The sequence below is a fragment of the Edwardsiella piscicida genome, from assembly GCF_021733145.1.
GTDB classification, from domain to species: Bacteria; Pseudomonadota; Gammaproteobacteria; order Enterobacterales; family Enterobacteriaceae; genus Edwardsiella; species Edwardsiella piscicida.
In genome coordinates this window covers 3,665,953-3,691,851 of sequence record NZ_CP090968.1, presented here as the reverse complement: position 1 = coordinate 3,691,851, position 25,899 = coordinate 3,665,953, and the positions used below count along the sequence as shown (strand labels likewise).

At 59.3% G+C, this 25,899-nt stretch carries 22 protein-coding genes; 13 read left to right on the top strand and 9 right to left on the bottom strand.

Annotated features, from left to right (window positions below; all coding sequences use genetic code 11):
- Positions 1 to 35 precede the first annotated feature (35 nt).
- Positions 36 to 1,445: a glutamate--ammonia ligase gene (gene glnA / locus L1P05_RS16825; protein ID WP_012850287.1), complete on the bottom strand. Its 1,410-nt coding sequence runs from the start codon at positions 1,443 to 1,445 to the stop codon at positions 36 to 38.
- A 370-nt stretch (positions 1,446 to 1,815) separates the two neighbouring features.
- Between glnA and typA the strand changes: the two genes are divergently transcribed.
- From typA to dtd, 4 genes are all read left to right on the top strand, one after another.
- Positions 1,816 to 3,636, top strand: coding sequence for a ribosome-dependent GTPase TypA (gene typA / locus L1P05_RS16820; RefSeq protein WP_012850286.1), 1,821 nt, complete (start codon positions 1,816 to 1,818; stop codon positions 3,634 to 3,636).
- A gap of 163 nt (positions 3,637 to 3,799) precedes the next feature.
- A complete protein-coding gene (gene yihX, locus L1P05_RS16815; protein WP_012850285.1) occupies positions 3,800 to 4,387 on the top strand; it encodes a glucose-1-phosphatase in 588 nt (195 codons plus the stop codon).
- A 121-nt stretch (positions 4,388 to 4,508) separates the two neighbouring features.
- On the top strand, positions 4,509 to 5,387 hold the full coding sequence (locus L1P05_RS16810) for a virulence factor BrkB family protein (RefSeq protein WP_012850284.1): 879 nt from the start codon (positions 4,509 to 4,511) through the stop codon (positions 5,385 to 5,387).
- Between the two features lie 15 nt (positions 5,388 to 5,402).
- On the top strand, positions 5,403 to 5,840 hold the full coding sequence (gene dtd, locus L1P05_RS16805) for a D-aminoacyl-tRNA deacylase (RefSeq protein ID WP_012850283.1): 438 nt from the start codon (positions 5,403 to 5,405) through the stop codon (positions 5,838 to 5,840).
- Between the two features lie 37 nt (positions 5,841 to 5,877).
- Here dtd and L1P05_RS16800 read toward each other — a convergent pair whose 3' ends face one another.
- Positions 5,878 to 7,110 (bottom strand): MFS transporter, encoded by a 1,233-nt coding sequence (locus L1P05_RS16800; RefSeq protein WP_015462569.1) that lies wholly within the window; start codon positions 7,108 to 7,110, stop codon positions 5,878 to 5,880.
- Between the two features lie 187 nt (positions 7,111 to 7,297).
- The gene (locus L1P05_RS16795) at positions 7,298 to 7,855 is read right to left on the bottom strand and encodes a carboxymuconolactone decarboxylase family protein (RefSeq protein ID WP_012850281.1); all 558 of its coding nucleotides are present in this window, start codon (positions 7,853 to 7,855) and stop codon (positions 7,298 to 7,300) included.
- A 230-nt stretch (positions 7,856 to 8,085) separates the two neighbouring features.
- Between L1P05_RS16795 and L1P05_RS16790 the strand changes: the two genes are divergently transcribed.
- Positions 8,086 to 8,685: a TetR/AcrR family transcriptional regulator gene (locus tag L1P05_RS16790; RefSeq protein ID WP_012850280.1), complete on the top strand. Its 600-nt coding sequence runs from the start codon at positions 8,086 to 8,088 to the stop codon at positions 8,683 to 8,685.
- Positions 8,686 to 8,913: 228 nt separating this feature from the next.
- Positions 8,914 to 9,813 carry a methylenetetrahydrofolate reductase gene (gene metF / locus L1P05_RS16785; protein ID WP_012850279.1) on the top strand — a complete coding sequence of 300 codons (900 nt, stop codon included), beginning with the start codon at positions 8,914 to 8,916 and terminating at the stop codon, positions 9,811 to 9,813.
- A gap of 48 nt (positions 9,814 to 9,861) precedes the next feature.
- On the opposite strand, the gene ppc is transcribed toward metF, so the two are convergent.
- Positions 9,862 to 12,495 carry a phosphoenolpyruvate carboxylase gene (gene ppc, locus L1P05_RS16780; protein ID WP_012850278.1) on the bottom strand — a complete coding sequence of 878 codons (2,634 nt, stop codon included), beginning with the start codon at positions 12,493 to 12,495 and terminating at the stop codon, positions 9,862 to 9,864.
- A gap of 235 nt (positions 12,496 to 12,730) precedes the next feature.
- Complete coding sequence (argE, locus tag L1P05_RS16775) at positions 12,731 to 13,882, bottom strand: acetylornithine deacetylase (RefSeq protein ID WP_012850277.1); 1,152 nt, start codon at positions 13,880 to 13,882, stop codon at positions 12,731 to 12,733.
- A gap of 203 nt (positions 13,883 to 14,085) precedes the next feature.
- On the opposite strand from argE, the gene argC reads away from it, so the two are divergent.
- The 4 genes from argC (at position 14,086) to argH (ending at position 18,621) form a co-directional block, all read left to right on the top strand.
- On the top strand, positions 14,086 to 15,108 hold the full coding sequence (gene argC, locus L1P05_RS16770; protein ID WP_012850276.1) for an N-acetyl-gamma-glutamyl-phosphate reductase: 1,023 nt from the start codon (positions 14,086 to 14,088) through the stop codon (positions 15,106 to 15,108).
- 29 nt (positions 15,109 to 15,137) lie between these two features.
- Positions 15,138 to 15,911 (top strand): acetylglutamate kinase, encoded by a 774-nt coding sequence (gene argB, locus L1P05_RS16765; RefSeq protein WP_012850275.1) that lies wholly within the window; start codon positions 15,138 to 15,140, stop codon positions 15,909 to 15,911.
- Between the two features lie 38 nt (positions 15,912 to 15,949).
- The gene (locus L1P05_RS16760; protein ID WP_012850274.1) at positions 15,950 to 17,167 is read left to right on the top strand and encodes an argininosuccinate synthase; all 1,218 of its coding nucleotides are present in this window, start codon (positions 15,950 to 15,952) and stop codon (positions 17,165 to 17,167) included.
- 71 nt (positions 17,168 to 17,238) lie between these two features.
- Complete coding sequence (gene argH, locus L1P05_RS16755) at positions 17,239 to 18,621, top strand: argininosuccinate lyase (RefSeq protein ID WP_012850273.1); 1,383 nt, start codon at positions 17,239 to 17,241, stop codon at positions 18,619 to 18,621.
- A 44-nt stretch (positions 18,622 to 18,665) separates the two neighbouring features.
- Here argH and L1P05_RS16750 read toward each other — a convergent pair whose 3' ends face one another.
- Together L1P05_RS16750 and L1P05_RS16745 are read right to left on the bottom strand one after the other, a co-directional pair.
- The gene (locus L1P05_RS16750) at positions 18,666 to 20,114 is read right to left on the bottom strand and encodes a dihydrolipoyl dehydrogenase (protein ID WP_012850272.1); all 1,449 of its coding nucleotides are present in this window, start codon (positions 20,112 to 20,114) and stop codon (positions 18,666 to 18,668) included.
- Positions 20,115 to 20,201: 87 nt separating this feature from the next.
- Positions 20,202 to 20,936: a glutathione peroxidase gene (locus L1P05_RS16745; RefSeq protein WP_012850271.1), complete on the bottom strand. Its 735-nt coding sequence runs from the start codon at positions 20,934 to 20,936 to the stop codon at positions 20,202 to 20,204.
- A 146-nt stretch (positions 20,937 to 21,082) separates the two neighbouring features.
- Between L1P05_RS16745 and oxyR the strand changes: the two genes are divergently transcribed.
- A complete protein-coding gene (gene oxyR, locus L1P05_RS16740) occupies positions 21,083 to 22,006 on the top strand; it encodes a DNA-binding transcriptional regulator OxyR (RefSeq protein ID WP_012850270.1) in 924 nt (307 codons plus the stop codon).
- Here oxyR and sthA read toward each other — a convergent pair.
- Positions 21,989 to 23,389: a Si-specific NAD(P)(+) transhydrogenase gene (gene sthA, locus L1P05_RS16735; protein ID WP_015462562.1), complete on the bottom strand. Its 1,401-nt coding sequence runs from the start codon at positions 23,387 to 23,389 to the stop codon at positions 21,989 to 21,991. The two genes, oxyR and sthA, sit on opposite strands and share 18 nt — an antisense overlap.
- A 246-nt stretch (positions 23,390 to 23,635) precedes the next feature.
- Between sthA and fabR the strand changes: the two genes are divergently transcribed.
- A complete protein-coding gene (gene fabR / locus L1P05_RS16730; RefSeq protein WP_012850268.1) occupies positions 23,636 to 24,307 on the top strand; it encodes an HTH-type transcriptional repressor FabR in 672 nt (223 codons plus the stop codon).
- 8 nt (positions 24,308 to 24,315) lie between these two features.
- A complete protein-coding gene (locus tag L1P05_RS16725) occupies positions 24,316 to 24,726 on the top strand; it encodes a YijD family membrane protein (protein ID WP_012850267.1) in 411 nt (136 codons plus the stop codon).
- A gap of 49 nt (positions 24,727 to 24,775) precedes the next feature.
- Here the strand turns inward: L1P05_RS16725 and trmA are convergent, their stop codons facing one another.
- Complete coding sequence (gene trmA, locus L1P05_RS16720; RefSeq protein ID WP_012850266.1) at positions 24,776 to 25,876, bottom strand: tRNA (uridine(54)-C5)-methyltransferase TrmA; 1,101 nt, start codon at positions 25,874 to 25,876, stop codon at positions 24,776 to 24,778.
- Positions 25,877 to 25,899: the final 23 nt, after the last annotated feature.

The following is a 25,899-nucleotide window of genomic DNA, read 5'->3' as shown; positions in this document are numbered from 1 at the left end:
CCGGTACGGCGCCGGGTCGCCTGGCGTGCGTCGCGTTATACGCTGTAGTAGAGTTCAAACTCGACCGGGTGCGGTGTCATGCGTACGCGTTCCATTTCTGACTGGCGCAGCTCGATGTAGGCATCGATGGCATCGTCGGTAAAGACGCCGCCGCGGGTCAGGAACTCGCGATCGCTGTCCAGCGCGGCCAGGGCCTCATCCAGAGAGCCGGCTACGGTCGGGATCTCTTTAGCCTCTTCCGGCGGCAGGTCATACAGGTTTTTATCCATGGCGTCGCCGGGGTGGATTTTGTTGATGACGCCATCCAGGCCGGCCATCAGCAGGGCGGCGAAGCACAGGTACGGGTTGGCCGCCGGGTCAGGGAAACGGACCTCGATGCGGCGAGCCTTCGGCGACGCCACCACCGGGATACGAATGGAGGCGGAGCGGTTGCGGGCAGAGTAGGCCAGCATCACCGGCGCTTCATAGCCCGGGACCAGACGCTTGTAAGAGTTGGTGGTCGGGTTGGCCAGGGCGTTGATGGCCTTGGCGTGCTTGATCACCCCGCCGATATAGTACAGCGCGGTTTCAGACAGGCCGCCGTACTTGTCGCCGGCAAACAGGTTGCTGCCGTTTTTAGACAGAGACATATGGCAGTGCATGCCGGAGCCGTTGTCACCGAACATCGGCTTGGGCATAAAGGTGGCGGTTTTACCGAAGGCATGGGCGACGTTGTGCACCACATATTTGTAGATCTGGATTTCGTCCGCTTTCTTGGTCATGGTGTTGAAGCGGGTGGCGACTTCATTCTGCCCGGCGGTGGCCACCTCATGGTGGTGAGCTTCTACCACCAGTCCCATTTCTTCCATGGTCAGGCACATGGTCGAGCGGATATCCTGAGCCGAATCAACCGGCGGAACCGGGAAGTAGCCGCCTTTAACCGCCGGACGGTGCCCTTTGTTACCGCCCTCGTATTTGGTTGAGGAGTTCCATGCGCCTTCGATGTCGTCAATGGCAACGTGGCTGCCGTTGATGCTGCTGCCGAAGCGGATATCGTCGAACAGGAAGAACTCTGGCTCCGGCCCGAACAGTACGGTGTCGGCGATGCCGGAGGCGCGCAAAAAATCTTCGGCGCGCTTGGAGATGGAGCGCGGGTCGCGGTCGTAGCCCTGCAGGGTGCCTGGTTCCAGAATATCGCAGCGAATGATCAGCGTTGGCTCTTCATAGAACGGGTCGAGTACCGCGGTGGTGGGATCCGGCATCAGCACCATGTCTGACTCATTGATGCCTTTCCAGCCGCCGATGGAGGAGCCGTCAAACATCTTGCCTTCTTCGAAGAAGTCGGCGTCAACCTGATGAGCCGGAATGGTGACGTGCTGCTCTTTACCCTTGGTATCGGTAAAGCGCAGATCGACAAATTTAACTTCGTGCTCATTCAGCATCGCTAAGATATGTTCAGCGGACATACTCTACTCCCGGTTTCTTTGGTCGCCGTGCAACGGATCACGGATGATAGAAAGTGGTTTTAGCCATCGTGCTGTAGCATTAGCGAGAAACGTGCCAACTTTACAAATTGCCCGGATGGCGCATAATTACCTTACTCTGACGCTGTGTCAGGCGGCACTGATGGAGCCGAGTGCTCCATAATGGTGCAAAACACTTCAGCAAACGCACAATCTTGGTGCAAGCTGTTTATTCCCGCGCCGTTTAGCATCGTGAATAGGATCACAAACCGCCATTCGTAGCATTGTTTCTGCGAGAAGCTTGTGATCCTGTTTAGTCCCTCGCTTAATACGTGTACAATAGCGCGCTATTTCTAATGCCTGAGGCAAAGCTGTGATCGAAAATCTGCGTAACATCGCCATTATTGCGCACGTTGACCATGGGAAAACCACCCTGGTCGACAAACTGTTGCAACAATCCGGAACCCTGGGTGAACGTAACGACGCGACTGAGCGCGTAATGGACTCCAACGATTTGGAGAAAGAGCGTGGGATTACCATCCTCGCGAAAAACACCGCCATTAATTGGAATGGCTATCGCATCAACATCGTGGATACCCCGGGGCACGCCGACTTCGGCGGCGAGGTAGAGCGTGTGATGTCTATGGTTGACTCGGTTCTGCTGCTGGTCGACGCAATGGATGGCCCGATGCCGCAGACCCGCTTCGTAACCCAGAAGGCGTTCGCCAACGGGCTGAAGCCGATCGTGGTTATCAACAAGGTTGACCGTCCTGGCGCGCGTCCGGACTGGGTTGTCGATCAGGTCTTCGATCTGTTCGTCAATCTGGGCGCGACCGATGAGCAACTGGACTTCCCGATCGTCTACGCTTCTGCTCTGCAGGGGATCGCCGGCCTGGACCACGCCGACATGGCCGAGGATATGACTCCGCTGTTTGAAGCTATCGTCGAGCATGTAGCTGCGCCGGACGTTGATCTGGACAGCCCGTTCCAGATGCAGATCTCCCAGCTGGACTATAACAGCTACGTTGGGGTTATCGGCATCGGCCGTATCAAGCGCGGTAAGGTGAAGCCGAACCAGCAGATCACCATTATCGACAGCGAAGGTAAGCGTCGTAACGGTAAAATGGGCCAGGTTCTGGGCCATTTGGGTCTGCAACGTATCGAGACCGACCTGGCGGAAGCCGGCGACATCGTCGCGGTAACCGGCCTGGGCGATCTGAACATCTCCGATACCCTGTGCGATCCGAGCGCCGTTGAGGCCCTGCCGCCGCTGACCGTCGATGAGCCGACCGTCAGCATGTACTTCTGCGTTAACACCTCTCCGTTCTGCGGTAAAGAAGGCAAGTTTGTGACTTCTCGCCAGATCCTAGAGCGTCTGCAGAAAGAGCTGGTGCACAACGTCGCCCTGCGCGTTGAAGAAACGCCGGACCCGGATGCGTTCCGCGTTTCCGGTCGTGGCGAACTGCACCTGTCCGTGCTGATCGAAAACATGCGTCGTGAAGGCTATGAGCTGGCGGTATCCCGTCCGAAGGTTATCTATCGTGAGATCGATGGCCGCATGCAGGAGCCGTTTGAGCAGGTCACGCTGGATATCGAAGAACAGCACCAGGGCTCCGTGATGGAAGCGCTGGGTATCCGTAAGGGTGAGATCCGCGATATGTCTCCGGATGGTAAGGGTCGCGTACGCCTGGATTACATCATCCCGAGCCGTGGCCTGATCGGCTTCCGTACCGATTTCATGACCATGACCTCCGGTACCGGTCTGCTGTACTCTACCTTCAGTCACTATGATGACGTGCGTCCGGGTGAAATCGGCCAGCGTCAGAACGGCGTGCTGATCTCTAACGGCCAGGGTAAAGCGGTTGCCTACGCGCTGTATAGCCTGCAGGATCGCGGCAAGCTGTTCCTGGGTCACGGTGCTGAAGTCTATGAAGGCCAGATCATCGGTATTCATAGCCGCTCCAACGACCTGACGGTTAACTGCCTGACCGGTAAGAAGCTGACCAACATGCGCGCTTCCGGTACCGATGAAGCGACCACCCTGTCTCCGCCGGTTAAAATGACCCTGGAGCAGGCGCTGGAGTTCATCGATGATGACGAGCTGGTTGAAGTTACGCCGCACTCCGTGCGTCTGCGTAAGCGTCATCTGACCGAGAACGATCGCCGCCGCGCCAACCGCGGTCCGCGCGACTAATCGCGTCGATGTGATACCACGGGGTGCCTTAGGCACCCCGTTTTTTTTGCGGGCGCTATCTGCGCGCGACCTCCCGCTTTTCTTGCGTCCCTTCTGTTCGCTGCCGTTTTTTCCGTCTACAGTGGAGTATCTCACGCCAATAAGCTGAAATCGGGAGCTGCGCATGCTGTACATCTTTGATTTAGGTAACGTGATTGTAGACATCGATTTTCACCGTGTGCTGGGGGTCTGGAGCCGGTACAGCGGCGCCCCGCTGGCCACCTTAAGCAAGCGTTTTACGATGGGCGACACCTTTCGACAGCATGAGCGCGGGGCGATAGACGATGAAACCTTTGCCCAGCGTCTGTGCGATGAGATGGGGATCTCCCTCAGCTTTGCCCAGTTCGAACTGGGCTGGCAGGCGATTTTCGTCGCGCTGCGCCCGGAGGTAATCGATATCATGCAGCGCCTGCGTCGTCAGGGGGAGCGGGTCGTGGTGCTCTCCAATACCAATCGGCTGCACACTCACTTTTGGCCTAAGCACTACCCGGAGATCGCGGCCGCCTGCGATAAAATGTACCTGTCGCAGGAGCTGGGTATGCGCAAGCCCGATGCCGAAATCTATCGCTATGTCCTGGAGCAGGAGCGGGCGGCGGCCGGGGAGTCGGTCTTCTTTGACGATAACGCCGACAATGTGGCGGCGGCGAAGGCGTTGGGGATCCAGGCGGTACAGGTGTGTGACCGTCAGGTGATCCCCGCCTATTTTGCATAACGAGACCGGTTTTTTCTTTTATCTTGCGTCTGCGCTACCCTGAACATCACAGTAGGATCGAAAGCCCCCTTCGCGGGGGCCGATATGACCCGCGATGCGGGCGTAACTGACAGGAGCAAGCATGACGCCATTTTCCCTAAAACGTATTAAAGGTTGGGCCTACTTTGCCAAGGTTCTGTGGCAGCGGGTGGATGACGATCGTATGACCATGGTGGCCGGTTCGCTGGCCTACGTCTCCCTGCTCTCTCTGGTGCCGCTGATCACGGTGGTCTTCTCTCTGTTTACCGCGTTCCCGATGTTCGCCAGCGTCTCTTTTCAGCTAAAACACTTTATCTTCACCAACTTCGTACCGGCCGCCGGTGACGTGGTGCAGTCCTATCTGGAGCAGTTTGTCGCTAACTCCAGCAAGATGACGGCGCTGGGAACCATTGGCCTTATCGTGACCGCCCTGCTGCTGATCTCCTCGGTCGATGGGGCGCTGAACCACATTTGGCGCAGCGAGCGTAAGCGCGCCGTGGTGTACTCGTTCGCCGTCTACTGGATGATCCTGACGCTGGGACCGCTGCTGGTGGGCGCCAGCATGGCGATCAGTACCTATCTGCTGTCGCTGCGTTGGCTGGCGGACAGTGCGGTTTACTCCATGGTGGATCAGCTGCTGCGTCTGTTCCCGCTGCTGCTGTCGTGCGTCAGCTTCTGGCTGCTGTATTGCATTGTGCCGACCCAGCGAGTGCCGATGCGCGATGCGCTGATCGGCGCCGTGGTTGCCGGCGGGCTGTTTGAGCTGGGGAAGAAGGCCTTTGCGCTGTACATCACCGCGTTTCCGTCGTATCAGCTGATTTACGGCGTGCTGGCGGTGATCCCGATGCTGTTTGTCTGGGTGTACTGGAGTTGGTGTATCGTACTGCTTGGCGCAGAGGTGACCGTGGCTATCGGTGATTTTCGGGCGCACCGCCGGCAGGAGCAGGGTCTGCAGCAGGAGTTGACATCACATCATGAGTAAGGAGTAAAAGGTTCGATGATCGCATTAATTCAGCGAGTTACCCACGCCAGCGTGACGGTAGAGGATCAGGTTATCGGAGAGATCGGCGCGGGGCTGCTGGTGTTGCTGGGCGTGGAGAAAGATGACGATGAGCAGAAGGCAAAGCGCCTGTGTGACAAGGTATTGGGCTACCGCGTCTTTAGCGACGACGAGGGTAAAATGAACCTCAACGTGCGCCAGTCCGGCGGCAGCGTGCTGGTGGTCTCTCAGTTTACCCTGGCGGCGGATACCCAAAAGGGGATGCGCCCCGGGTTTTCCCGCGGCGCGGCGCCGGATGAGGCTGAGCGCCTGTATACCTATTTTTCCGACGCCTGCCGCGCCAGCGGTATCACCACCGAGACCGGGTGCTTTGCCGCCGATATGCAGGTTTCCCTGCTCAATGACGGTCCGGTCACCTTCTGGCTGCAGGTTTAAGCCGACAGCGGCGTACGGCCTGTCATACGCCGCTGTCTCAGCGCTCCGTCGTCCCGCCCACCCGCTTATCGCGCAGCATCAGCGCAACCAGCGCCAGCCACAGCAGACCGCTTATCAGGTTGAACAGGTTGAAGGCGCCGTTTCCACCCAGCAGCCAGGCGTGTTTGCCTACCTCAATGCCAAGGGTATAGATAAACATACTGATCATGCCCATCGCCGCGGAGACGGTGCCCTTGCTCATCGTGCTGGAAAACAGCGTCAGGCGATAGAGGCCAGCGTTGGCCAGACCGATGCCAAAGGCATACAGGCTCAGTCCCGCCGTCATCCACAGATAGGCATGGGCGCTGTATAGCGTAGAGACGGCGGCGATCGCCAGTCCGCCGACCATTGGCCAGGCGCCCAGCTGAATCAGACGGCGAACCGGACGGCGGCCGCTCAGGCGAGCCAGGGTAAAGTTCCCCAGGATCAGCATGCCGAAAATCGGTACCTGTAGCATGCCGTAGTCGTAGCTGCTGAGGCCTTCGCCGCTGATGATGATCACCGGCGACTGGGCAATCCAGGCCAGCAGGGGCAGGCTGGCGAAGCCGCAGGCTAGCGCGCCGCCCAGAAAGCGTTTATTTTTCAGCACCAGCGCATAGTCGTGCCCCAGCGCCGACAGCGACAGCGTCTCCCCCCGCCGGGTCGCGGTTTCCGGCATGGCCTTATACAGACCAAGGAAGGCGAGCAGCGACAGCGCGGCAAACAGGATAAACATCCCCTCCCAGGGAAACAGATGCACCCAGGCGGCGCCGGCTAGCGGCCCGAGCAGCGGCGCGATCAGCGCAACGTTGGCCATCAGCGCGGTGATCTTGATACACACGGACTCCTCAAAGGACTCCTGGATCGCGGCATAGCCGACGGCGCCGATAAAGCACAGGCTGATCCCCTGCAAAAAGCGCATCAGGGTGAACTGTTCGATGCTGTTGGTCAGCAAAATCGCCAGGCAGGTTACGGCAAAGTAGAGCGTGCCGGTCAACATCACCGGTCGCCGTCCGATACGATCGGAGATCGGGCCGAGCAGCCACTGTAGAAACATGCCGCCGGCCAGATAGGCGGTCATGGAGGTCGGTACCCAGCTTTCGTCGACGCCAAAGGTTTGCACTACCGACAGCATGCCCGGTTGAATCATATCGTTACCGATATAAGTGGCAAACTCATACAGCACCAGACAGAGGGGAAATAACAATGCACGCCGGCCAAGTCGGCGAGTAGAAGATAAACGGTTTTGCATAATGTATGGTCGCTAAAAGGAAAAACAGTCAGACCCAGCGGGATCGCCTGTGAAATAGCGGCTGGTGGGGTTGGCTATTCTGCCGTCAGCGGCCGGGCTTGGCAACTGCCGTTCGTGCGGTCGGTAAGGCGAACCCGCTCCCTTCGGCGCAGGAGCGCCGCGGAGAGCGGAGATGCACCGTCGACGGTTAAACCGCCCGCTTTTGCCAAGCAACGGGCTGTAGACGGGGATCCAGCGCCGTATGAGCCACATGATTGGTATAGTTGCTCATGACCTTTTGCGCCAGGCATAAAATGACGTCGAGGATATGGCGGCGCTCAAAACCGGCGGCGATAAACGCCTGCAGGGTTGCATCATCTACCTCGCCGCGCTGGCGTACCATCGCCAGCGTAAAGGTGCGCAGCGCCTCTAAACGCGCATTGGGCAGCGGGGTTTCGTCGCGCAGGGCGTCGCTGATCTCATCGCTGACCTTCATGGCGCGAGCGATCAGCGTATGGGCGGGTACGCAGTAGTGGCAGCGGTGCTCAACGTTAATGGTCTGCCAGACGACGGTTTTTTCGTCATTATCGAAGCTACTGTGCAGAAACAGGCTATGCAGAGCCTGGTATCCCGCCAGCAGCTGCGGCGACTCCGCCATGATCGCGTGTAGCCCTGGGATCCCCCCGTTGCTGCGCTTGCTCTGCAGCAGTAAATCGCGGCTTTCTTGGGGCGCCGTGTGCTCATCGTACTTTTCAAAAGTCAGCATGTTATTTCCCTGGGGTTGGCGTTTAACGAATCGGATAAGGCGGCGTTGAGGCCGTCGTGCTGCGCTGGCGTCTCTGTAAACCACGCTCTGCCAGCGCTCTTCCTCCCGGCATTAACCGGTGAAATTTCACTCTAGATATTTTTGAATGATCATTCAATAACTTTTTTGAACGGTTGTTCAAAAAAGTGCGTTACAATGAAATCCGTTAAACTCCTCAGCAGGCTTGTAGCATGGCAAGACCCCTCCAACACGATCGCGACGCGGCGCTGCAGCAGGCTGTCGCTCTGTTTTGGCGGCGTGGCTACTTTGCGACGTCGATGAAAGAGATTGAGCAGGCGCTGAATATGCGCCCTGGCAGTATCTACGCCGCATTTGGCAATAAAGCCGCGCTGTTTTCCAGCGCGTTGACGCGCTATACCCAGTGCCAGGTAGAGGCGTTTTTCGCGCTGATGGCGGACTATCCCGATCCGTTTTCCGGCGCCGAGGCCTTTTTGCGCCATTTTGGCGCCCCGTGTTCGACGGGGCTTCCCTCCAGCGTCTGTTTCTTGGTTAAAAGCCTGCTTGAGCTTGAGGGGAGAGCGGAGGATGCGCCGCTATCAGTGGTGCGGGAGAGCCTGGCGACGATGGAGGCGGCCTTTTACCGGGCTTTTCGGCAAGGTACGCCATCGTTAACCGAGGCCGAGGCCCGGCAAATGGCGCGTTGGCTGCAAAAAGAGGTGATCGGTATTCGCATTATGGCGCTGCAGATCGGCAATTCCCCTGCGCTGGCGACGCTGGTGGATGACAGCTGCGCCGCGCTGCGTCGCTGGCGCGCCAGCACGCTATCCTAATTCCCTGCGCCGACGGGCTCTCCGACACGGATCGCAGGATCGGTGTCCGGGCTGCGCAGGAGCCCACCTGACGCTTTCTCATCATCTCCTGACGTTTCTTCATCGCTCGGCGGCAATTTGCTGTTGACGAATCCATCAACTTGCGGCAATTTCTATTTAGACGTCTAAACGTATGGATGTTTAAAATGGGGTGGCGGAGATCCGCGCAGAGCATAAGGATGATGGGGTATGAGTTTTTTTCACGCAAGCCAGCATGATGCGCTAAACCAGAGCCTGGCCGAGCTGCAGGGGCGGATCCAGGTGTCCTTTGAGTTTTTTCCGCCGCGCAGCCAGGAAATGGAGCAAACGCTGTGGCGATCCATCGATCGGCTCAGCACCCTGAGGCCGTCGTTCATCTCGGTGACCTACGGCGCTAACTCCGGCGAGCGCGACCGTACCCACGGCGTGATTAAGGGAATAAAAGAGCGTACTGGGCTGGAGGCGGCGCCGCACCTGACCTGCGTTGATGTCAGCCGGGAGGCGCTGCGGGGAATCGCTCGAGATTACTGGAATAGCGGTATCCGCCATATTGTTGCGCTGCGCGGCGATCTGCCAGCGGAGGGTGGGCGTCCTGAAATGTACGCCAGCGATTTGGTGGCGCTGCTGCGCGAGGAGGCTGACTTTGATATTTCGGTCGCCGCCTATCCGGAGGTCCACCCGGAGGCTAAGAGCGCCCAGGCCGACCTGCTAAACCTAAAGCGTAAGATCGACGCTGGCGCCAGTCGGGCAATCACCCAGTTTTTCTTTGACGTGGAGAGCTATCTGCGCTTTCGCGATCGCTGTGCGGCGGCCGGCATTGACGCGGAGATTGTGCCGGGGATCCTGCCGGTGTCCAACTTTCGCCAGCTGCAGCGCTTTGCCGCGCTGACCAATGTCCGCGTGCCGCAGTGGATGCTGGCCATGTTTGACGGGCTGGATGCGGATGCGGAGACGCGCAAGCTGGTCGGCGCCAACATTGCGATGGACATGGTGAAACTGCTCAGCCGCGAGGGGGTGAAAGACTTCCATTTTTATACCCTGAATCGAGCCGAGCTGAGCTACGCCATTTGCCATACGCTGGGCGTGCGGCCGCAGGGGAGCGTGGCGTGATAGGCGTAAAAAAGCCCGCTGCCGCGGGCTTTTTCCTCTGCGCCGTCGCTAGCCGGTATTGCGCATTCCGGCAGCGACCCCGGCGATGGTGACCATCAGCGCCTGTTCGACGTTGGCATCCGGCTGTTCCTGGTGGCGCGAGCGGTAGAGCAGCTCAGCCTGCAGGACGTTGAGCGGATCGGTATAGACGTTACGCAGGGCGATAGACTCTGCGGCCCAGGGCAGATCGGCCATCAGATGATCGGTGTTGGCGATGGCCAGCACCGCCTGAATATCTCGCTGTACCTGCTGGCGTAGCTCCGTACCCAGCGGCCATAGGGCGGGATCGACCAGGCGCTGATCGTAGTATTCGGCCAGCCACAGATCGGACTTGGCGAACACCATTTCCAGCATATCGATACGGGTGGTGAAGAATGGCCAGCTGCGGTACATGCTTTCCAGCGTGTCGCGGCGTCCCTCTGCCATGGCCTCCTCCAGCGCGGCCCCGGCGCCCAGCCAGGCCGGTAGCATCAGGCGATTTTGGGTCCAGGCAAAGATCCAAGGGATCGCGCGCAGGCTCTCTACGCCGCCGCTGGGGCGGCGTTTGGCCGGACGCGAGCCTAGCGGCAGTTTACCCAGCTCCAATTCGGGCGTCGCCGAGCGGAAGTAAGGAACAAAATCTGGATTTTCGCGGACATAGCGTCGATAAAGCGCGCAGGATGTCTGTGAGAGCTCGTCCATGACATCGCGCCACTCTTGCTTCGGCGCCGGCGGCGGCAGCAGATTGGCTTCCAGAATGGCGCTGGTGTAGAGCGTCAGGCTGCTGACGGCGATCTCCGGCAGGCCGAGCTTGAAGCGGATCATCTCCCCCTGCTCCGTTACGCGCAGGCCGCCCTTCAGGCTTCCCGGCGGCTGGGAGAGCAGAGCATCGTGCGCCGGCGCGCCGCCGCGGCCGATGGAGCCGCCGCGACCGTGGAACAGGGTCAGGGCGATCCCGGCGCCGTCACAGACGCGTACCAGCGCCTCCTGCGCCCGGTATTGAGCCCAAGAGGCCGCCATTACGCCGGCGTCTTTGGCGGAGTCAGAGTAGCCGATCATCACCATCTGTTTACCCTGGATAAAGCCACGGTACCAGTCGATGCTCAGCAGCTGCGTCATCACCGCCTCGGCATTGTTCAGATCGTCGAGGGTTTCGAACAGCGGAGCAACCGGCAGATTGTACGGGCAGCCCGCCTCTTTCAGTAGCAGGTGGACCGCCAGAACATCGGATGGGGTTCGCGCCATCGAGATGACATAGGCGGCGATAGCGCCGGCAGGCGCCTCGGCGATCACCTGACAGGTGTCAAACACCTCTTTGGTTTCCGGCGACGGTGTCCAGTGACGCGGCACCAGCGGACGCTTGGAGTTCAGCTCGCGCAGCAGGAACGTCTGCTTATCCTCTTCAGACCAGGTCTCATAGTCACCCAGCCCCAGATAGCGGGTCAGCTCGGCCAGCGCCTCGGTATGGCGGGTGCTTTCCTGGCGAATGTCGATGCGTACCAGCGGCACGCCGAAGCAGTGAACCCGGCGCAGGGTGTCTAGCAGCTGACCGTTGGCGATGATCCCCATACCGCAGGCCTTCAGCGAGCGGTAGCAGGTATGCAGCGGCTGCCACAGCTGATCATTGCTGACCAGCAGATCGGTGGGGCGCGGCAGGCGCTCCCCCCGCAGACGCGCGTCCAGATAGGTCAGCGTATTGTTCAACTGCTGGCGCAGGCGTTTTAACACCTCGCGGTAGGGCTCCTGGGCATGTTCGCCCGCCAGCGCCCGTAGCTCCGGTGTACAGACGGTCATGGAGAGCTCTGATACCAGCACCTGGACATCGCGCAGGAACAGCTCCGCGGCCTTCCAGCGGCTGAGCAGCAGCGCGCGGCGGGTCACCTCGGCGGTGACGTTTGGGTTACCGTCGCGATCGCCGCCCATCCAGGCGGTGAAGCACACCGGCACCGCTTCGACCGGCAGCTGGTAGCCAAGGGATTTTTCCAGCTGTTCATTAAACTCACGCAGGAAGGCGGGAACGCCTTCCCACAGGCTGTTTTCGACCACGGCATAGCCCCATTTGGCTTCGTCGATGGGCGTAGGGCGATTTTTACGGATCTCGTCGGTGTGCCAGGATTGGGCAACCAGCTGGCGCAGACGGCGCATGATCTGGTGACGCTCATAGTCGGCCAGATCGTCATGATCGAGCTGACTGAGGCAGGTGTTTACCTCCACCAGTTTATGGATCAGCGTACGGCGAGCGATCTCGGTGGGGTGCGCGGTCAGTACCAGCTCGATGGAGAGGTTGTCGACGGCCTGACGGATTTGCGCCTCGTCCAGATTTTTATTCTTCAGCCGGGTGAACAGGTGAGATAGGGCATCGGGATTGCTGGCGGCCTCGCCGTGCGGGGAGATTCGGTGATATTGCTCCGCGACGTTGGCCAGATTGAGGAACTGGCTGAAGGCGCGCGCCACCGGCAGCAGCTCGTCATTGGAAAGATTTTGCAGTGTGTTCAGCAGCGCCTGTCGGCTGGCTTCATTGCCTGCGCGTGACGACTTGGACAGCCTGCGGATAGTTTCAACGCGATCCAGGATATCTTCTCCCAGCGCGTCCTTGATGGTATCGCCCAGCAGCTTGCCCAACATGCTGACATTGCCACGCATCGCCGAATATTGCTCATTCATAGAACCACTGCCCCTCCCAATACGTAAATTTCTTTCACTCTGAAATTGTAGAGTGCCTCTTTATAAAGCCACGTTCCGTCCTCTGCGTCAATTGACACAATTTCTTGCCAAAACACACAATTTAGCGCTGTTAACTGAAATTTAATTACGCAATGACCTGAAGAGGTCTAACTGATAACAGTTACATTGCAAACGCCGCCGCGTCATCGTTTGCCCAGGGCGGCGCCTGCCGCGATCAGCGCTGACAAAAATGGTGGATTATCTGCGTCAGCAGGGTGCGCGTCGGCACAATAAAGTCGGTGGACAGATACTCATCCGGCTGGTGCGCCTGCTCAATGGAGCCTGGGCCGAGTACCAGCGTTGGGCAGATCTCTTGCAGGAACGGCGCCTCGGTACAGTAGTTGACGACCTCTGCTCGTTCCCCCAAGAGTTGTTCTATTGCCTGTACCAGCGGCGCGTGGCGCGGACATTCATAGCCGGGGATCGGCGGATGCAGGTGCTCAATACGCAGACGTCCCGGCCACTGCGTCGCGATGGGCGCCAGCGCCTGGTTCAGCAGCTCGCTGAGATCGTTCAGCGTCATTCCCGGCAGCGGGCGCATATCCAGGTGCAGTTCGCAGCAGGCGCAGATGCGGTTGGCCGCATCGCCCCCGTGGATATGCCCTAGGTTCATGGTGGGGTAAGGGATATTAAAGGCCGGATTGTGGTAACGCTGCTGCAGCGTATTGCGCAGGGTGAGCAGGTGGCCGATGGCATCGTGCATGATCTCAATCGCGTTAACGCCGCGCGCCGGATCGCTGGAGTGTCCTGACTGACCGGTGATGCGGATGGCCTCGGAGAGATGGCCTTTATGGGCCCGGATCGGCTTAAGGGAGGTGGGCTCGCCGATGATGCAGCAGTCGGGGCGTAGCGCGGTGCTGGCGGCAAAATAGCGCGCGCCCGCCATCGAGGTCTCCTCATCCGCCGTCGCCAAAATGTAGAGCGGTTTATTCAGTTTATGCAGTTCGATATCGCGTAGGGTATCGATGATAAAAGCGAAGAATCCTTTCATGTCTGCGGTGCCAAGACCGTACAGGCGATTATCTTGTTCGCTGAGGGTGAAGGGATCTCGGGTCCAGCGTCCCTCGTCAAAGGGGACCGTATCGGTGTGCCCCGCCAGCATCAGTCCGCCGGATCCCTCGCCATAGCTCGCCAATAAATTGAATTTATTCCGTGTGTTAGGTATTGGCTGTACCTCAACACGCAGCCCGAGATCGCTCAGCCATCCTGCCAGCAGCGTGATTAACCGTTCATTGCTCTGATCCAGTGCGCCGTCGTTGGCGCTGATGGAGGGGGTTGCGATCAGCGCACGGTACAACGCGATAAATGAGGGTAATTGCGTATTCATGGTTGACAGCCTCAAGTTTGGATAGTATCAATATTCATGCAATAATTATGAATAAAAATACAATAAAGCATCATCAAATGGAACAGACAGGGACGCCCGAGTATTGGCAGCAGCGGTGGGGCTAACTGGATGTGTGGTCAGGGGCTGAGGCATCTCAGTGCACGGCCGGTATCCACGGTTAACCAAGAGGAGCGATCGCAGCGATGTCCAGTATTCAGAGGCCGTTAAATGGGTTAATCGTTGGCGCCAGCGGCTATACCGGTGCTGAGCTCGCCGCTTATCTGCAGCGCCATCCCCACATCACCATAGCGGGTTTGACCGTGTCTGCGCAAAGCGTTGATGGCGGAAAATTGTTGTCAGATATTCACCCGCGGCTGAAAGGGGTGGTCGATCTCCCGTTGATTGCCAGCGACGACAGTGCGGCGCTGGCCGATCTGGCTGATGTGGTCTTTCTGGCGACCGATCATGCGGTTAGCCATCTTCTGGCGCCTAAGTTTCTGGCGGCCGGGTGCACCGTGTTCGATCTCTCCGGCGCCTATCGGCTCCGCTGCAGCAAGGTCTACCCGCAGTATTACGGCTTTACGCATCAACACTCAGAGTGGCTTGAGCAGGCCGTATATGGTTTGGCGGAGTGGCAGGGCGTGGCGCTGCGCGCGGCGCAGCTGATCGCGTTGCCGGGGTGCTACCCAACGGCGGCGCTGCTGGCGTTAAAACCGCTGCTGGATGCTGGGCTTATCGATACGGCGCAGTGGCCGGTTATCAACGCCGTCAGCGGCGTTAGCGGCGCCGGGCGTAAGGCCAGCCTCGGCAGCAGCTTTTGCGAGGTGAGCCTGCAGCCCTATGGGCTGTTTACTCATCGTCATCAGCCGGAGATCGCCACGCATCTGGGCATTCCGGTGATTTTTACCCCCCACTTAGGCAATTTTCCTCGCGGCATACTGGAGACGATCCATCTGCGGGTAAAACGCGGCGTGGATGCGGCCGAGGTGGCGACGGCTTTTTATCGGGCCTACCAAGATAAGCCTTTGATCCGCCTGTGTCAGGGAACGCTGCCGTCCATCGGCGCGGTGGCGGGTACGCCGTTTTGCGACATCGGCTTCTCCCTGCAGGGGCAGCATCTGATCGTGGTTGCCGCAGAGGACAATCTGCTGAAAGGGGCGGCGGCCCAGGCGGTGCAGTGTATGAACCTGCGCTTTGGCTTTCATGAGACGTGCGCTCTTCTTTAACTATCTATCCCGGACAGACAGAGGCAGCTATGGATCCGTTAATCATCAAACTCGGCGGCGTATTACTCGATAACCCACAGGCGATGGAGCGTTTATTTCAGGCGCTGCTGGCCTACCGACATCACGATCGCCGTCCGATCGTCATCGTACACGGCGGCGGGTGTCTGGTGGATGAGCTGATGGCGCGCCTGCAGCTGCCGGTGGTGAAGCGGCAGGGTCTGCGAGTCACGCCGGCCGACCAGATAGGCATCATCAGCGGTGCGCTGGCGGGGACGGCGAACAAGACGCTACAGGCCTGTGCTATTGCGCACGGGTTGGCGGCGATCGGCCTGTCGCTGGCCGACGGCGGGGCGGTGCAGGTGAGTCAGTTGGATGCGTCTCTGGGGCACGTTGGCCAGGCGCAGCCGGGATCGCCGAGGCTGCTGCGTCAGCTGCTGGCGGCGGACTTTCTGCCGATCGTCAGCTCCATCGGCATCAACGCTGACGGGATGTTATTGAATGTTAATGCCGACCAGGCGGCGACGGTGCTGGCGGCGACCCTGGGCGCGGATCTGCTGATGCTGTCTGACGTCAGCGGCATCCTCGATGGTAAGGGACAGCGCATTGCGGAGATGACGGCGCAGAAGGCGCAGCGCCTGATCGAGCAGGGCATCATCACCGATGGGATGGTGGTAAAGGTGAATGCGGCCTTGGAAGCCGCACGGACGCTGGGGCGCCCGGTGGATATCGCCGGTTGGCGTCACGCCGAAAAGCTGCCGGCGCTGTTTAACGGCGAAGCCGTCGGCACGCGTATTCATGCATAACACAACGACACGATTCGGTTAAGAATAAGGAAACCCGTATGGCAACCCAAAGCATCAGCAAAATCGTTCTGGCCTACTCCGGCGGCCTGGATACCTCCGCCATCATTCCATGGCTTAAGGAAAACTACGGCGACTGTGAGGTTATCGCCTTTGTGGCGGACATCGGCCAGGAGCGTGAAGATCTGGTGGGCATCGAGCAGAAGGCGCTCCGCTCTGGCGCCACCTCCTGCTATGTCGTGGATCTGCGCGAAACCTTTATCAAAGATTACGTCTATCCGGTGCTGAAGAGCGGCGCGCTCTATGAGGGCAGCTATCTGCTGGGGACGTCGATGGCCCGCCCGCTGATCGCGAAGGCGCAGGTTGAGCTGGCGCTGACGCTGGGGGCCGACGCCCTGTGCCACGGCGCGACCGGGAAAGGCAACGATCAGGTGCGCTTTGAAACCACCTATACCGCGCTGGCGCCGCAGCTGCAGGTCGTGGCGCCGTGGCGTGAGTGGGATCTGCGTTCGCGTGAGGCGCTGCTCGACTATCTGAAGGGGCGCGATATCCCCACCACCGCAACGCTGGAGAAGATCTACAGCCGTGACGCCAACGCCTGGCATATCTCTACCGAGGGGGGCGTACTGGAGAGCCCGTGGAGCCCGGCTAACCAAGACTGCTGGGTGTGGACCTGTGCTCCCGAGGAGGCGCCGGATCAGCCAGAGCTGGTGACCGTGGGCGTGGAGAAGGGTGAGGTCGTTTCGGTCAACGGGGTGGCGATGACGCCCTTTGGCTGCCTGCAGGCGCTGAATGCGCTGGGCGCCCGCCACGGCGTAGGGCGTATTGATATCGTCGAAAACCGCCTGGTGGGCATTAAATCGCGCGGCTGCTATGAGACGCCGGGGGGCACCATCATGATGGCGGCGCTGCGCGGCGTGGAGCAGCTCGTACTGGATCGCGACAGCTTCCAGTGGCGTGAGAAGTTGGGCCAGGAGATGTCCTACGTCGTGTACGACGGCCGCTGGTTCGCGCCGCTGCGTCAGTCGCTGCAGGCGGCGGCCGATGCGTTGGCCGAGGCGGTGAGCGGCGAGGTGGTGATCAAGCTGTATAAAGGGCAGGCTACCGCCATTCAGAAGACGTCGGCCAACAGTCTGTATAACGAAGCTTTCGCCACCTTTGGTGAGGATGATGTGTACGATCACAGCCACGCCGGCGGCTTTATTCGCCTGTTCTCCCTCTCTTCGCGCATTCGTGCGCTGAACAGCGCAAAGCAGTAGTACGCACAGGGCAGAACGCGGGCCGCGCTGCGGCCTGCCGATCATTTTATTCTGAGTACGGAGCAGTCACTATGGCACTTTGGGGCGGGCGTTTTTCCCAGGCGGCAGATCGTCGTTTTAAACAGTTTAATGATTCCCTGCGCTTTGACTATCGGCTGGCGGAGCAGGATATCATCGGGTCCGTCGCCTGGTCCCGGGCGCTGGTGACCGTCGGCGTACTGACGGTACAGGAGCAGCAGCAGCTGGCGCAGGCGCTCGCGGCGCTGTTGGAGGAGGTCCGCGCCGATCCCCACGCTATTCTGGACAGCGATGCGGAGGATATTCACAGCTGGGTGGAGCAGCAGCTGATTGGGCGGGTCGGTGACCTGGGTAAAAAGCTGCATACCGGGCGCAGCCGCAACGATCAGGTGGCGACCGATCTGAAGCTATGGTGCAAGGCGCAGGGCGAGATGCTGCGCCAGGCGCTGATAGCGCTGCAGCAGGCGCTGACGGATTGCGCCCGCCAGAATCAGGATGCGGTGATGCCCGGCTATACCCATTTGCAGCGGGCGCAGCCGATCACCTTTGCCCATTGGTGTCTGGCCTATGTCGAGATGCTGGCCCGTGATGAGAGCCGACTGGATGATGCCCTGCGGCGTCTGAATACCAGCCCGCTGGGCAGCGGCGCACTGGCCGGTACCGCCTATCCTATCGATCGCGATCGGCTGGCCGACTGGCTGGGGTTCTCTGCCGCAACCCGTAACAGCCTGGACAGCGTATCCGATCGCGATCATGTCCTGGAGCTGCTGTCGGCGGCCGCCATCGGCATGGTGCATCTGTCGCGCTTCGCCGAGGATCTGATCTTCTTTAACAGCGGAGAAGCCGGCTTTATCGAGCTATCGGAGCGGGTCACCTCCGGATCGTCGCTGATGCCGCAGAAAAAGAACCCGGATGCGCTGGAGCTGATCCGCGGTAAGTGTGGACGGGTGCAGGGGGCGCTCAGCGGCATGCTGATGACGTTAAAAGGGCTTCCGCTGGCCTACAATAAGGATATGCAGGAAGACAAAGAGGGGCTGTTTGATGCCCTGGACACCTGGCTGGACTGTTTACAGATGGCGGCGCTGGCGCTGGATGGATTGGCGGTGAGGCGCCCGCGTTGTGCCGAAGCGGCGCAGCAGGGATACGCGAATGCCACGGAGCTGGCGGATTATCTGGTGGCCAAAGGGATCCCGTTTAGGGAGGCGCATCATATTGTCGGAGAGGCGGTCGTGGCCGCGTTGGCGCAGGGTAAACCGCTGGAGGCGCTGCCGCTGGAGACGCTGCAGTCATTCAGCCCGGCGATCGGCGCCGATGTCTATCCGCTGCTGGCGCTGGACTCCTGTCTGGTAAAACGCAGCGCCCGCGGCGGCGTAGCGCCGCAGCAGGTCGCACAGGCGATTGATGATGCCCAGCGGCGGCTGGGTAACATTCTCTGATGCGCAGCGCGCCGGCGCCATCGGGTGCGCCGGCGCGGGCGGGATTAATCCCCCGGACAGCGCAGGCAGCGCTCGATTTCGTCGCTGCCCAAACGCAGTTTGCTTTGCAGATCGCGTAGGGCGGTACGCACCCCTTCCTCGATGACCGGATGGTAAAACGGCATATCCAGCATCTGGTCTACGGTCATCTGCTGTTGATGGGCCCAAGAGAGCAGGTGGGCAAGGTGCTCGGCGTCCGGCCCGATCATCTCTGCGCCGAGGAAGCGGCCGCTTCCCTGCTCAGCATAGACATGCAGCAGGCCCAGGTTGCGCAGCATGACGCGGGATCGTCCCTGGTTTTCAAATGAGACCTCCCCGACGGCGAAGCAGCCGCAGGCGCCATATTTCTCATTCAGCTCGCGGAAGGTGGATCCCACCATCGCGATCTGTGGGTCGGAAAAGACCACCGAGAGGGGGCTGCGGCGCAGTCCCGGGGCTATGTGGGGATAGCGACCGGCGTTCTCACCGGCAATGCGCGCCTGATCGCTGGCCTCGTGCAGCAGCGGCAGCTGGTTGCTGGCGTCGCCGGCAATAAAGATATGCTCGACGTTGGTCTGCATCGTCAGGCGATCCGCCAGCGGTACGCCGCGAGCATCTCGCTGTAGGGTGGTGTTTTCCAGCCCCAGGCGGTCGACGTTGGGACGACGGCCGGTGGCGGCCAGAACGTAGTCCACCAGGATATCCTGCGTTTGACCATCCAGATCGCGATAGCGAATGAAGACCTGCTCCCCCTCACGCTGTAGGATCTCTACCTGTGCGTCGGGGTCGAGATAAAACTCTGCGCCCAGTTTATCCGCGGCATAGCGGCGGACCTCGGCATCCGTCAGCGGCCCGACGGCGCCGCCGACGCCGAAGACCTTGACCTCGACACCGAGCCGGTGCAGGGCTTGCCCCAGTTCAAGGCCGATGACGCCGGGGCCGAAGACGGCAACGGCGCGCGGCAGCGTATCCCAGGCGAACAGATCGTCGTTGACGATCAGGCGATCGCCCAGAGCATCCCAAGCGGCAGGCCATACCGGGCGTGAGCCGCTGGCGATGACGATGCGTTTGGCATGGATACGGGTATGTTCAGCAACCTGCAGGGTGTGATCGTCCAGAAAGCGGGCATAGCCAAGGATTTTGTCATCCGCGGGAATGCTGTCGACGCTCTCCATGACGAAGCCGACGAAGCGATCGCGTTCGCGCTTCACGCGGTCCATCACCTCTCGACCGTCAATGCGGACCTCACCCTGGGGGTGGATACCGAAGGCGGGTGCGCGGGCGATCTGATGCACGGATTCGGCCGCGGCGATCAGCAGCTTAGAGGGCATGCAGCCCACGCGGGCGCAGGTGGTGCCAAAGGGACCGCCTTCAATCATCACTACGCTGGGGGTATGGCGTTTGGCCGCGCGATAGGCGCCCAGACCGGCGGTGCCGCCACCGATCACGGCAACGTCGACGTGTAATTCTTTCATTGCATGATTCCTGGAATACCGAAAAAAAAGGCGGGACAAGCCCGCCAATACGTTGGCTTTGATGGGCCATGGGTGGCCCTATTGTTGTTAAGCCGGTTGCAGGTAGTGCTCCAAATCATCGCTGCCGCCGATATGCTGGCCGCCGATGTAAACCTGAGGCACCGTCGCTCGGCCGCTGATGGCGCGCAGGCTGACGGTGGTCGCGTCTTTACCCAGGATGATCTCTTCATACTGGATGCCGCGATCCTGCAGCATCTGTTTGGCCTTGGCGCAGTAGGGGCAGCCGGGTTTGGTAAACAGGGAAACCGAGGCCTGCAGCTTGTGCTCCGGCGCGAGGTATTTCAGCATGGTATCGGCATCGGAAACCTGGAACGGGTCGCCCGGCAGGTTCGGCTCGACAAACATCTTCTCGACCACGCCGTTGCGTACCAGCATCGAGTAACGCCAGGAGCGCGGCCCAAAGCCCAGCTCCGCTTTTTCGACCAGCATGTTCATCCCACGGGTGAACTCACCATTTCCGTCGGGAATAAAGGTGATATGTTCGGCTTTTTGATCGTTTTTCCAGGCATTCATAACGAAGGTGTCGTTTACCGATACACACAGAATGCTGTCCACACCGTGCTGGTGGAATATCGGCGCCAGTTCGTTGTAGCGTGGCAAGTGGCTAGAAGAGCAAGTCGGCGTGAAGGCACCCGGCAGTGAAAAGACGATGACGGTTTTGTCGCGGAACAGCGCGTCGCTGGTGACATCGAGCCATTTATCCCCTTGGCGGGTATGAAAGGTAACCGGTGGAACGTTTCTGCCTTCTTGACTGCTAAACATGTAATACAACCTTCCTTTCTGATCTGATGCGAAATTTGCGATGGGACCTTTATTTAGGATTTATTATTGTGGCTCTCACTTGATAGTTCTAATCGTTCATTGCTATCTTATTCATCGATATTTACTATCGCTTGCGGGAGAAAAACATGAATATCCGGGATTTAGAATATCTGGTGGCGCTGGCGGAGCACCGTCACTTCCGTCGGGCGGCGGATTCGTGCCATGTCAGCCAGCCCACCCTGAGCGGGCAGATCCGCAAGCTAGAGGATGAGCTGGGGGTGATGCTACTGGAGCGCACCAGCCGTAAGGTTCTGTTTACCCAGGCGGGCCTATTGCTTGTGGAGCAGGCGCGTACGGTGCTGCGCGAGGTGAAAGTGCTCAAGGAGATGGCCAGCCAGCAGGGTGAGGCGATGTCCGGCCCGCTGCATATTGGGCTGATCCCAACCGTTGGTCCCTATCTGCTGCCGCAGATCGTACCGATGCTGCACCAGGCATTCCCCAAGCTGGAGATGTACCTGCATGAAGCGCAGACCGCGCAGCTGCTGGCCCAGTTGGACAGCGGAAAGCTGGACTGCGCCATTCTGGCGTTGGTGAAGGAGACGGAGGCGTTCATTGAGATCCCGCTGTTTGATGAGCCGATGACGCTGGCGGTGTATAGCGATCATCCCTGGGCGGAAAAAGAGCGTATCGCGATGCCGGAGCTGGCGGGGGAGCATCTTTTAATGCTGGAAGATGGGCACTGTCTGCGCGATCAGGCGATGGGCTTTTGCTTTGAGGCCGGCGCCGATGAAGACACTCACTTCCGGGCGACCAGCCTGGAGACCCTGCGCAACATGGTCGCAGCCGGCAGCGGGATTACGCTGTTGCCCGATCTGGCCGTACCTTCCCAGCGCCAGCGCGACGGCGTCTGTTACCTGCCTTGCTATAAGCCGGAGCCTAAGCGAACCATTGCTCTGGTCTATCGTCCCGGTTCGCCGCTGCGCGCCCGCTATGAGCAGCTCGCGGAGGCTATCCGCGAGCATATGCAGCAGGTCATGATCCAGCGAGAGGCGTTAAAACAGGCGGTTTAGGCCGTTAAGCGCCGCCACGCGGTAGGCTTCTGCCATCGTGGGGTAGTTGAAGGTGGTATTGACGAAGTATTCGATAGTATTGCCTTCCCCCTTCTGCTCCATGATCGCCTGCCCGATATGAATGATCTCTGCAGCGCGCTCGCCAAAGCAGTGGATCCCCAGGATCTGCTTGGTTTCGCGGTGGAACAGGATCTTCAGCCCTCCGACGTTCATTCCAGCAATCTGCGCCCGGGCCAGATGTTTGAACTGCGAGCGACCCACTTCATACGGAATTTTCATCGCGGTCAGCTCCTGCTCGGTTTTTCCGACGGAGCTGATCTCCGGAATGGTGTAGATTCCGGTTGGAATATCTTCGATGAGGTGTGTATGGGCTTCCCCACGGGTGATGACCTGCGCGGCGATGCGCCCTTGGTCATATGCGGCAGAGGCCAGGCTGGGGTAGCCGATGACATCTCCAACGGCGTAAATATGCGGCACTGCGGTCTGATAGCGGGCGTTGACCTTCAGCTGACCGCGCTTGTCTGCCTCTAGGCCGACCGCCTCAAGACACAGCCCGTCGGTATTCCCGGTGCGACCGTTGGCAAACAGCAGGCAGTCTGCCTTGACCTTTTTCCCGGAGCGTAGGTGAACGATAACGCCGTCCTCCAGCCCCTCAATCTGCTCAAACTCTTCGTTGTGGCGGATCACTACGCCGTTATTCCAGAAGTGGTAAGAGAGCGAGTCCGACATCTCCTGATCCAGGAAAGAGAGCAGCCTATCGCGCGTATTAATCAGATCGACCTTAACGTTAAGGCCGCGGAAGATAGAGGCATACTCACAGCCGATAACGCCGGCGCCATAGATGATGATGTGGCTGGGCTCATGGTGCAGATTAAGGATAGAGTCGCTGTCATAAATTCGGGGATGGCTAAAGTCGACATCCTGCGGGTGGTAAGGGCGGGAGCCGCAGGCGATAACAATGTTATCGGCCGTTAGGGTATCGCTGCTGCCGTCCGGGTAGGTCACGCTCAGCGTATGGGGATCGACAAAACGGGCTTCGCCGTAAAACAGCTGGCAGTGATTGCGTTCATAGAAGCCCTGGCGCATTCGGGTTTGTTGATTAATTACGCTGTCGGCGTGACGCAGGATATCGGGAAAGGTTGCGCTGATGAGGCGGGTATTATCACTGTAGAGCGGGTTTTGGTTAAATTCGATAATGCGGCTGACGGCGTGGCGGAGGGCTTTCGAGGGGATGGTGCCCCAGTGGGTACATCCGCCGCCGACGCTGAATTGTCGTTCGATGACGGCAACCCGCGCCCCCTGTTTAACCAGTCCCATGGCGGCACCTTCACCCCCGGGTCCTGAACCAATAACGATGGCGTCAAAATGGAAATGCTGTTGCATGTTAGAGTAGGCCTTTTTTATACAAAACCACAACGCTATATTAACATGAAATGCTGTACAGCCCAATCATCCTTATTATTTATATGGAAAATAGTTATGATTGGCAGATAATTACGTAATATAACGCCATTTGCTGCCATGATGGTTAATTCAGCGGGATCGGGCTAAGTTTGGTATAGTGACGCGGTGATAGCCAATAAAGGCGCCGGCCGTAAAGCCGAACATGAAGAGAATAACGGATAGAATATGGGCGTCAGGGCACAGCAAAAGGAACGGACTCGCCGTTCACTGATTGAGGCGGCATTTAATCAGCTCAGCGCCGAGCGCAGCTTCGCCAGCCTGAGCCTGCGAGAGGTTTCGCGCGAGGCGGGGATCGCGCCCACGTCGTTTTATCGCCATTTTCGCGATGTGGATGAGCTGGGGCTCACCATGGTGGACGAAAGCGGCCTGATGCTGCGTCAGCTGATGCGTCAGGCGCGCCAGCGTATCGCGAAGGGCGGTAGCGTGATCCGTACCTCGGTCGCGACCTTCATGGAGTTTATTGGTAATAATCCCAATGCGTTTCGTTTGCTGCTGCGTGAGCGTTCGGGCACCTCGGCGGCCTTTCGCGCCGCGGTACAGCGTGAAATTCAGCATTTTATTGCGGAACTTGCCGACTATCTGGAAATCGAAAATCACATGCCGCGCAGTTTTACAGAAGCGCAGGCCGAGGCGATGGTCACCATTGTGTTCAGCGCGGGCGCCGAGGCGTTGGATATCGACAGTGAGCAACGCCGTCAGCTAGAGGAGCGCCTGGTGCTGCAGCTGCGGATGATTTCCAAAGGCGTGTACTACTGGTATCGTCGCGAACAGGAGAAAGCGCACCTTGCGCAGGTCGCCGCGTCGGCCATCGACGGCGGACACCATCAAAAGTCATAGGGGAGGAGATGCGTAAACATCGTCTTGATATCGGAACGCTGGTCCTGTCAGCCGTGGCAGGATTATCCATCAGCGGATCATTTTCTGCGCTGTTCAGCAGCGTCGTGCCGTTTTCCGTTTTTCCGCTGATCGCCCTCGTGCTGTCAGCCTATTGTTTACACCAGCGTTATCTTCACGTCGCCATGCCGGAAGGCATGCCGATGCTCTCATCCTCCTGTTTTCTGCTCGGCCTCCTGTTTTACAGCACGCTGATCCGCGTTGAATATCCCGCCATTGGCTCCAACTTTCTGCCCTCTTTACTGTGTGTGGCGCTGGTGCTGTGGATCGGCGTACGGATTAAAAGGCAGCGCGGTCGCGCTGCGCAGGCGCGGGATGAGGCCGATGACGACGACGATGATAACGATGAGAGACATCGTTGAGTCGCACCACCGCCGCGGGCAGCCAGAGAGCTGCCCGTTTTTTTAGGGATCAGCGCCGTTCCAGCAGTACCCCGCACTCCATATGGTGGGTATAGGGAAATTGATCGAACAGCGCCAGGCGCGTGATCCGATGGCTTTGGGTAAGCGTGTGAAGATTATCGCATAGCGTCAGTGGATTGCAGGAGATGTACAGGATGTTCTGATATCCCTGCACCATGCTCAGGGTGTCTGTATCCAGACCGCTGCGTGGGGGATCGACGAAGATGGTATTGCACTCATAGCTGTGCAGGTCGATGCCCTGCAGGCGGTTAAACGCCCGAACGCCCTGCATGGCCTGAGTAAACTCCTCGGCCGACATCCGAATAATTTGCACGTTATCTATCTGATTGGCGGAAATATTGTACTGCGCCGCCGCGACGGACGGTTTGGCTATCTCGGTGGCCAGTACCCGACGAAAGTTGCGCGCCAGCGCCAGCGAGAAGTTGCCGTTGCCGCAGTACAGCTCCAGTAAATCCCCTACAGCGCCGCGCGTGGCGTCCAGCGCCCACTCCAGCATCTGAATATTGATGGCCGCGTTGGGCTGGGTGAAGCTGTTTTCGACCTGGCGATAGATCATCTGGCGTCCCGCGACCGGCAATACCTCATCGACCCAGTCTTGGTCCAGGCAGATCTTGGTCTTACTGGCCCGTCCGATCAGCTGGATAGCGAACCCTTGGCCGCGTAGCGCATCGCGCAGAGCCTCTGCGGCTTGCTTCCAGGCATCATCCAGCGCGCGGTGATACAGCAGAGAGACGATGATCTGCCCGCTGCGGGTGGACAGGTAGTCTATCTGAAATAGTTTATGGCGTAGGGTTGGGTTGGGGCGCAGAGCGTCGAGCAGCAGCGGCATCAGGCGGTTGATCAGCTCGCTGGCGGCCGGGAACCGATCCACTCGGATACGCTGTTTGCTCTGGGGATCAAACATAATATGGTAGAGGTCATCGCCATCGTGCCAGATCCGGAACTCGGCACGCATGCGGTAATGGCTAGCCGGAGAGCGGAATGCCTGTACCGCAGGAGCGCCGAACGGCTGCATCATTTGCTCCAGACGGTGGATTTTTTCACTGAGCTGGTCGTCATAGTGTTCGGTTGGCAGCATGCTTGGCGTCATATCGGTTCTCATCGGCACGGGGA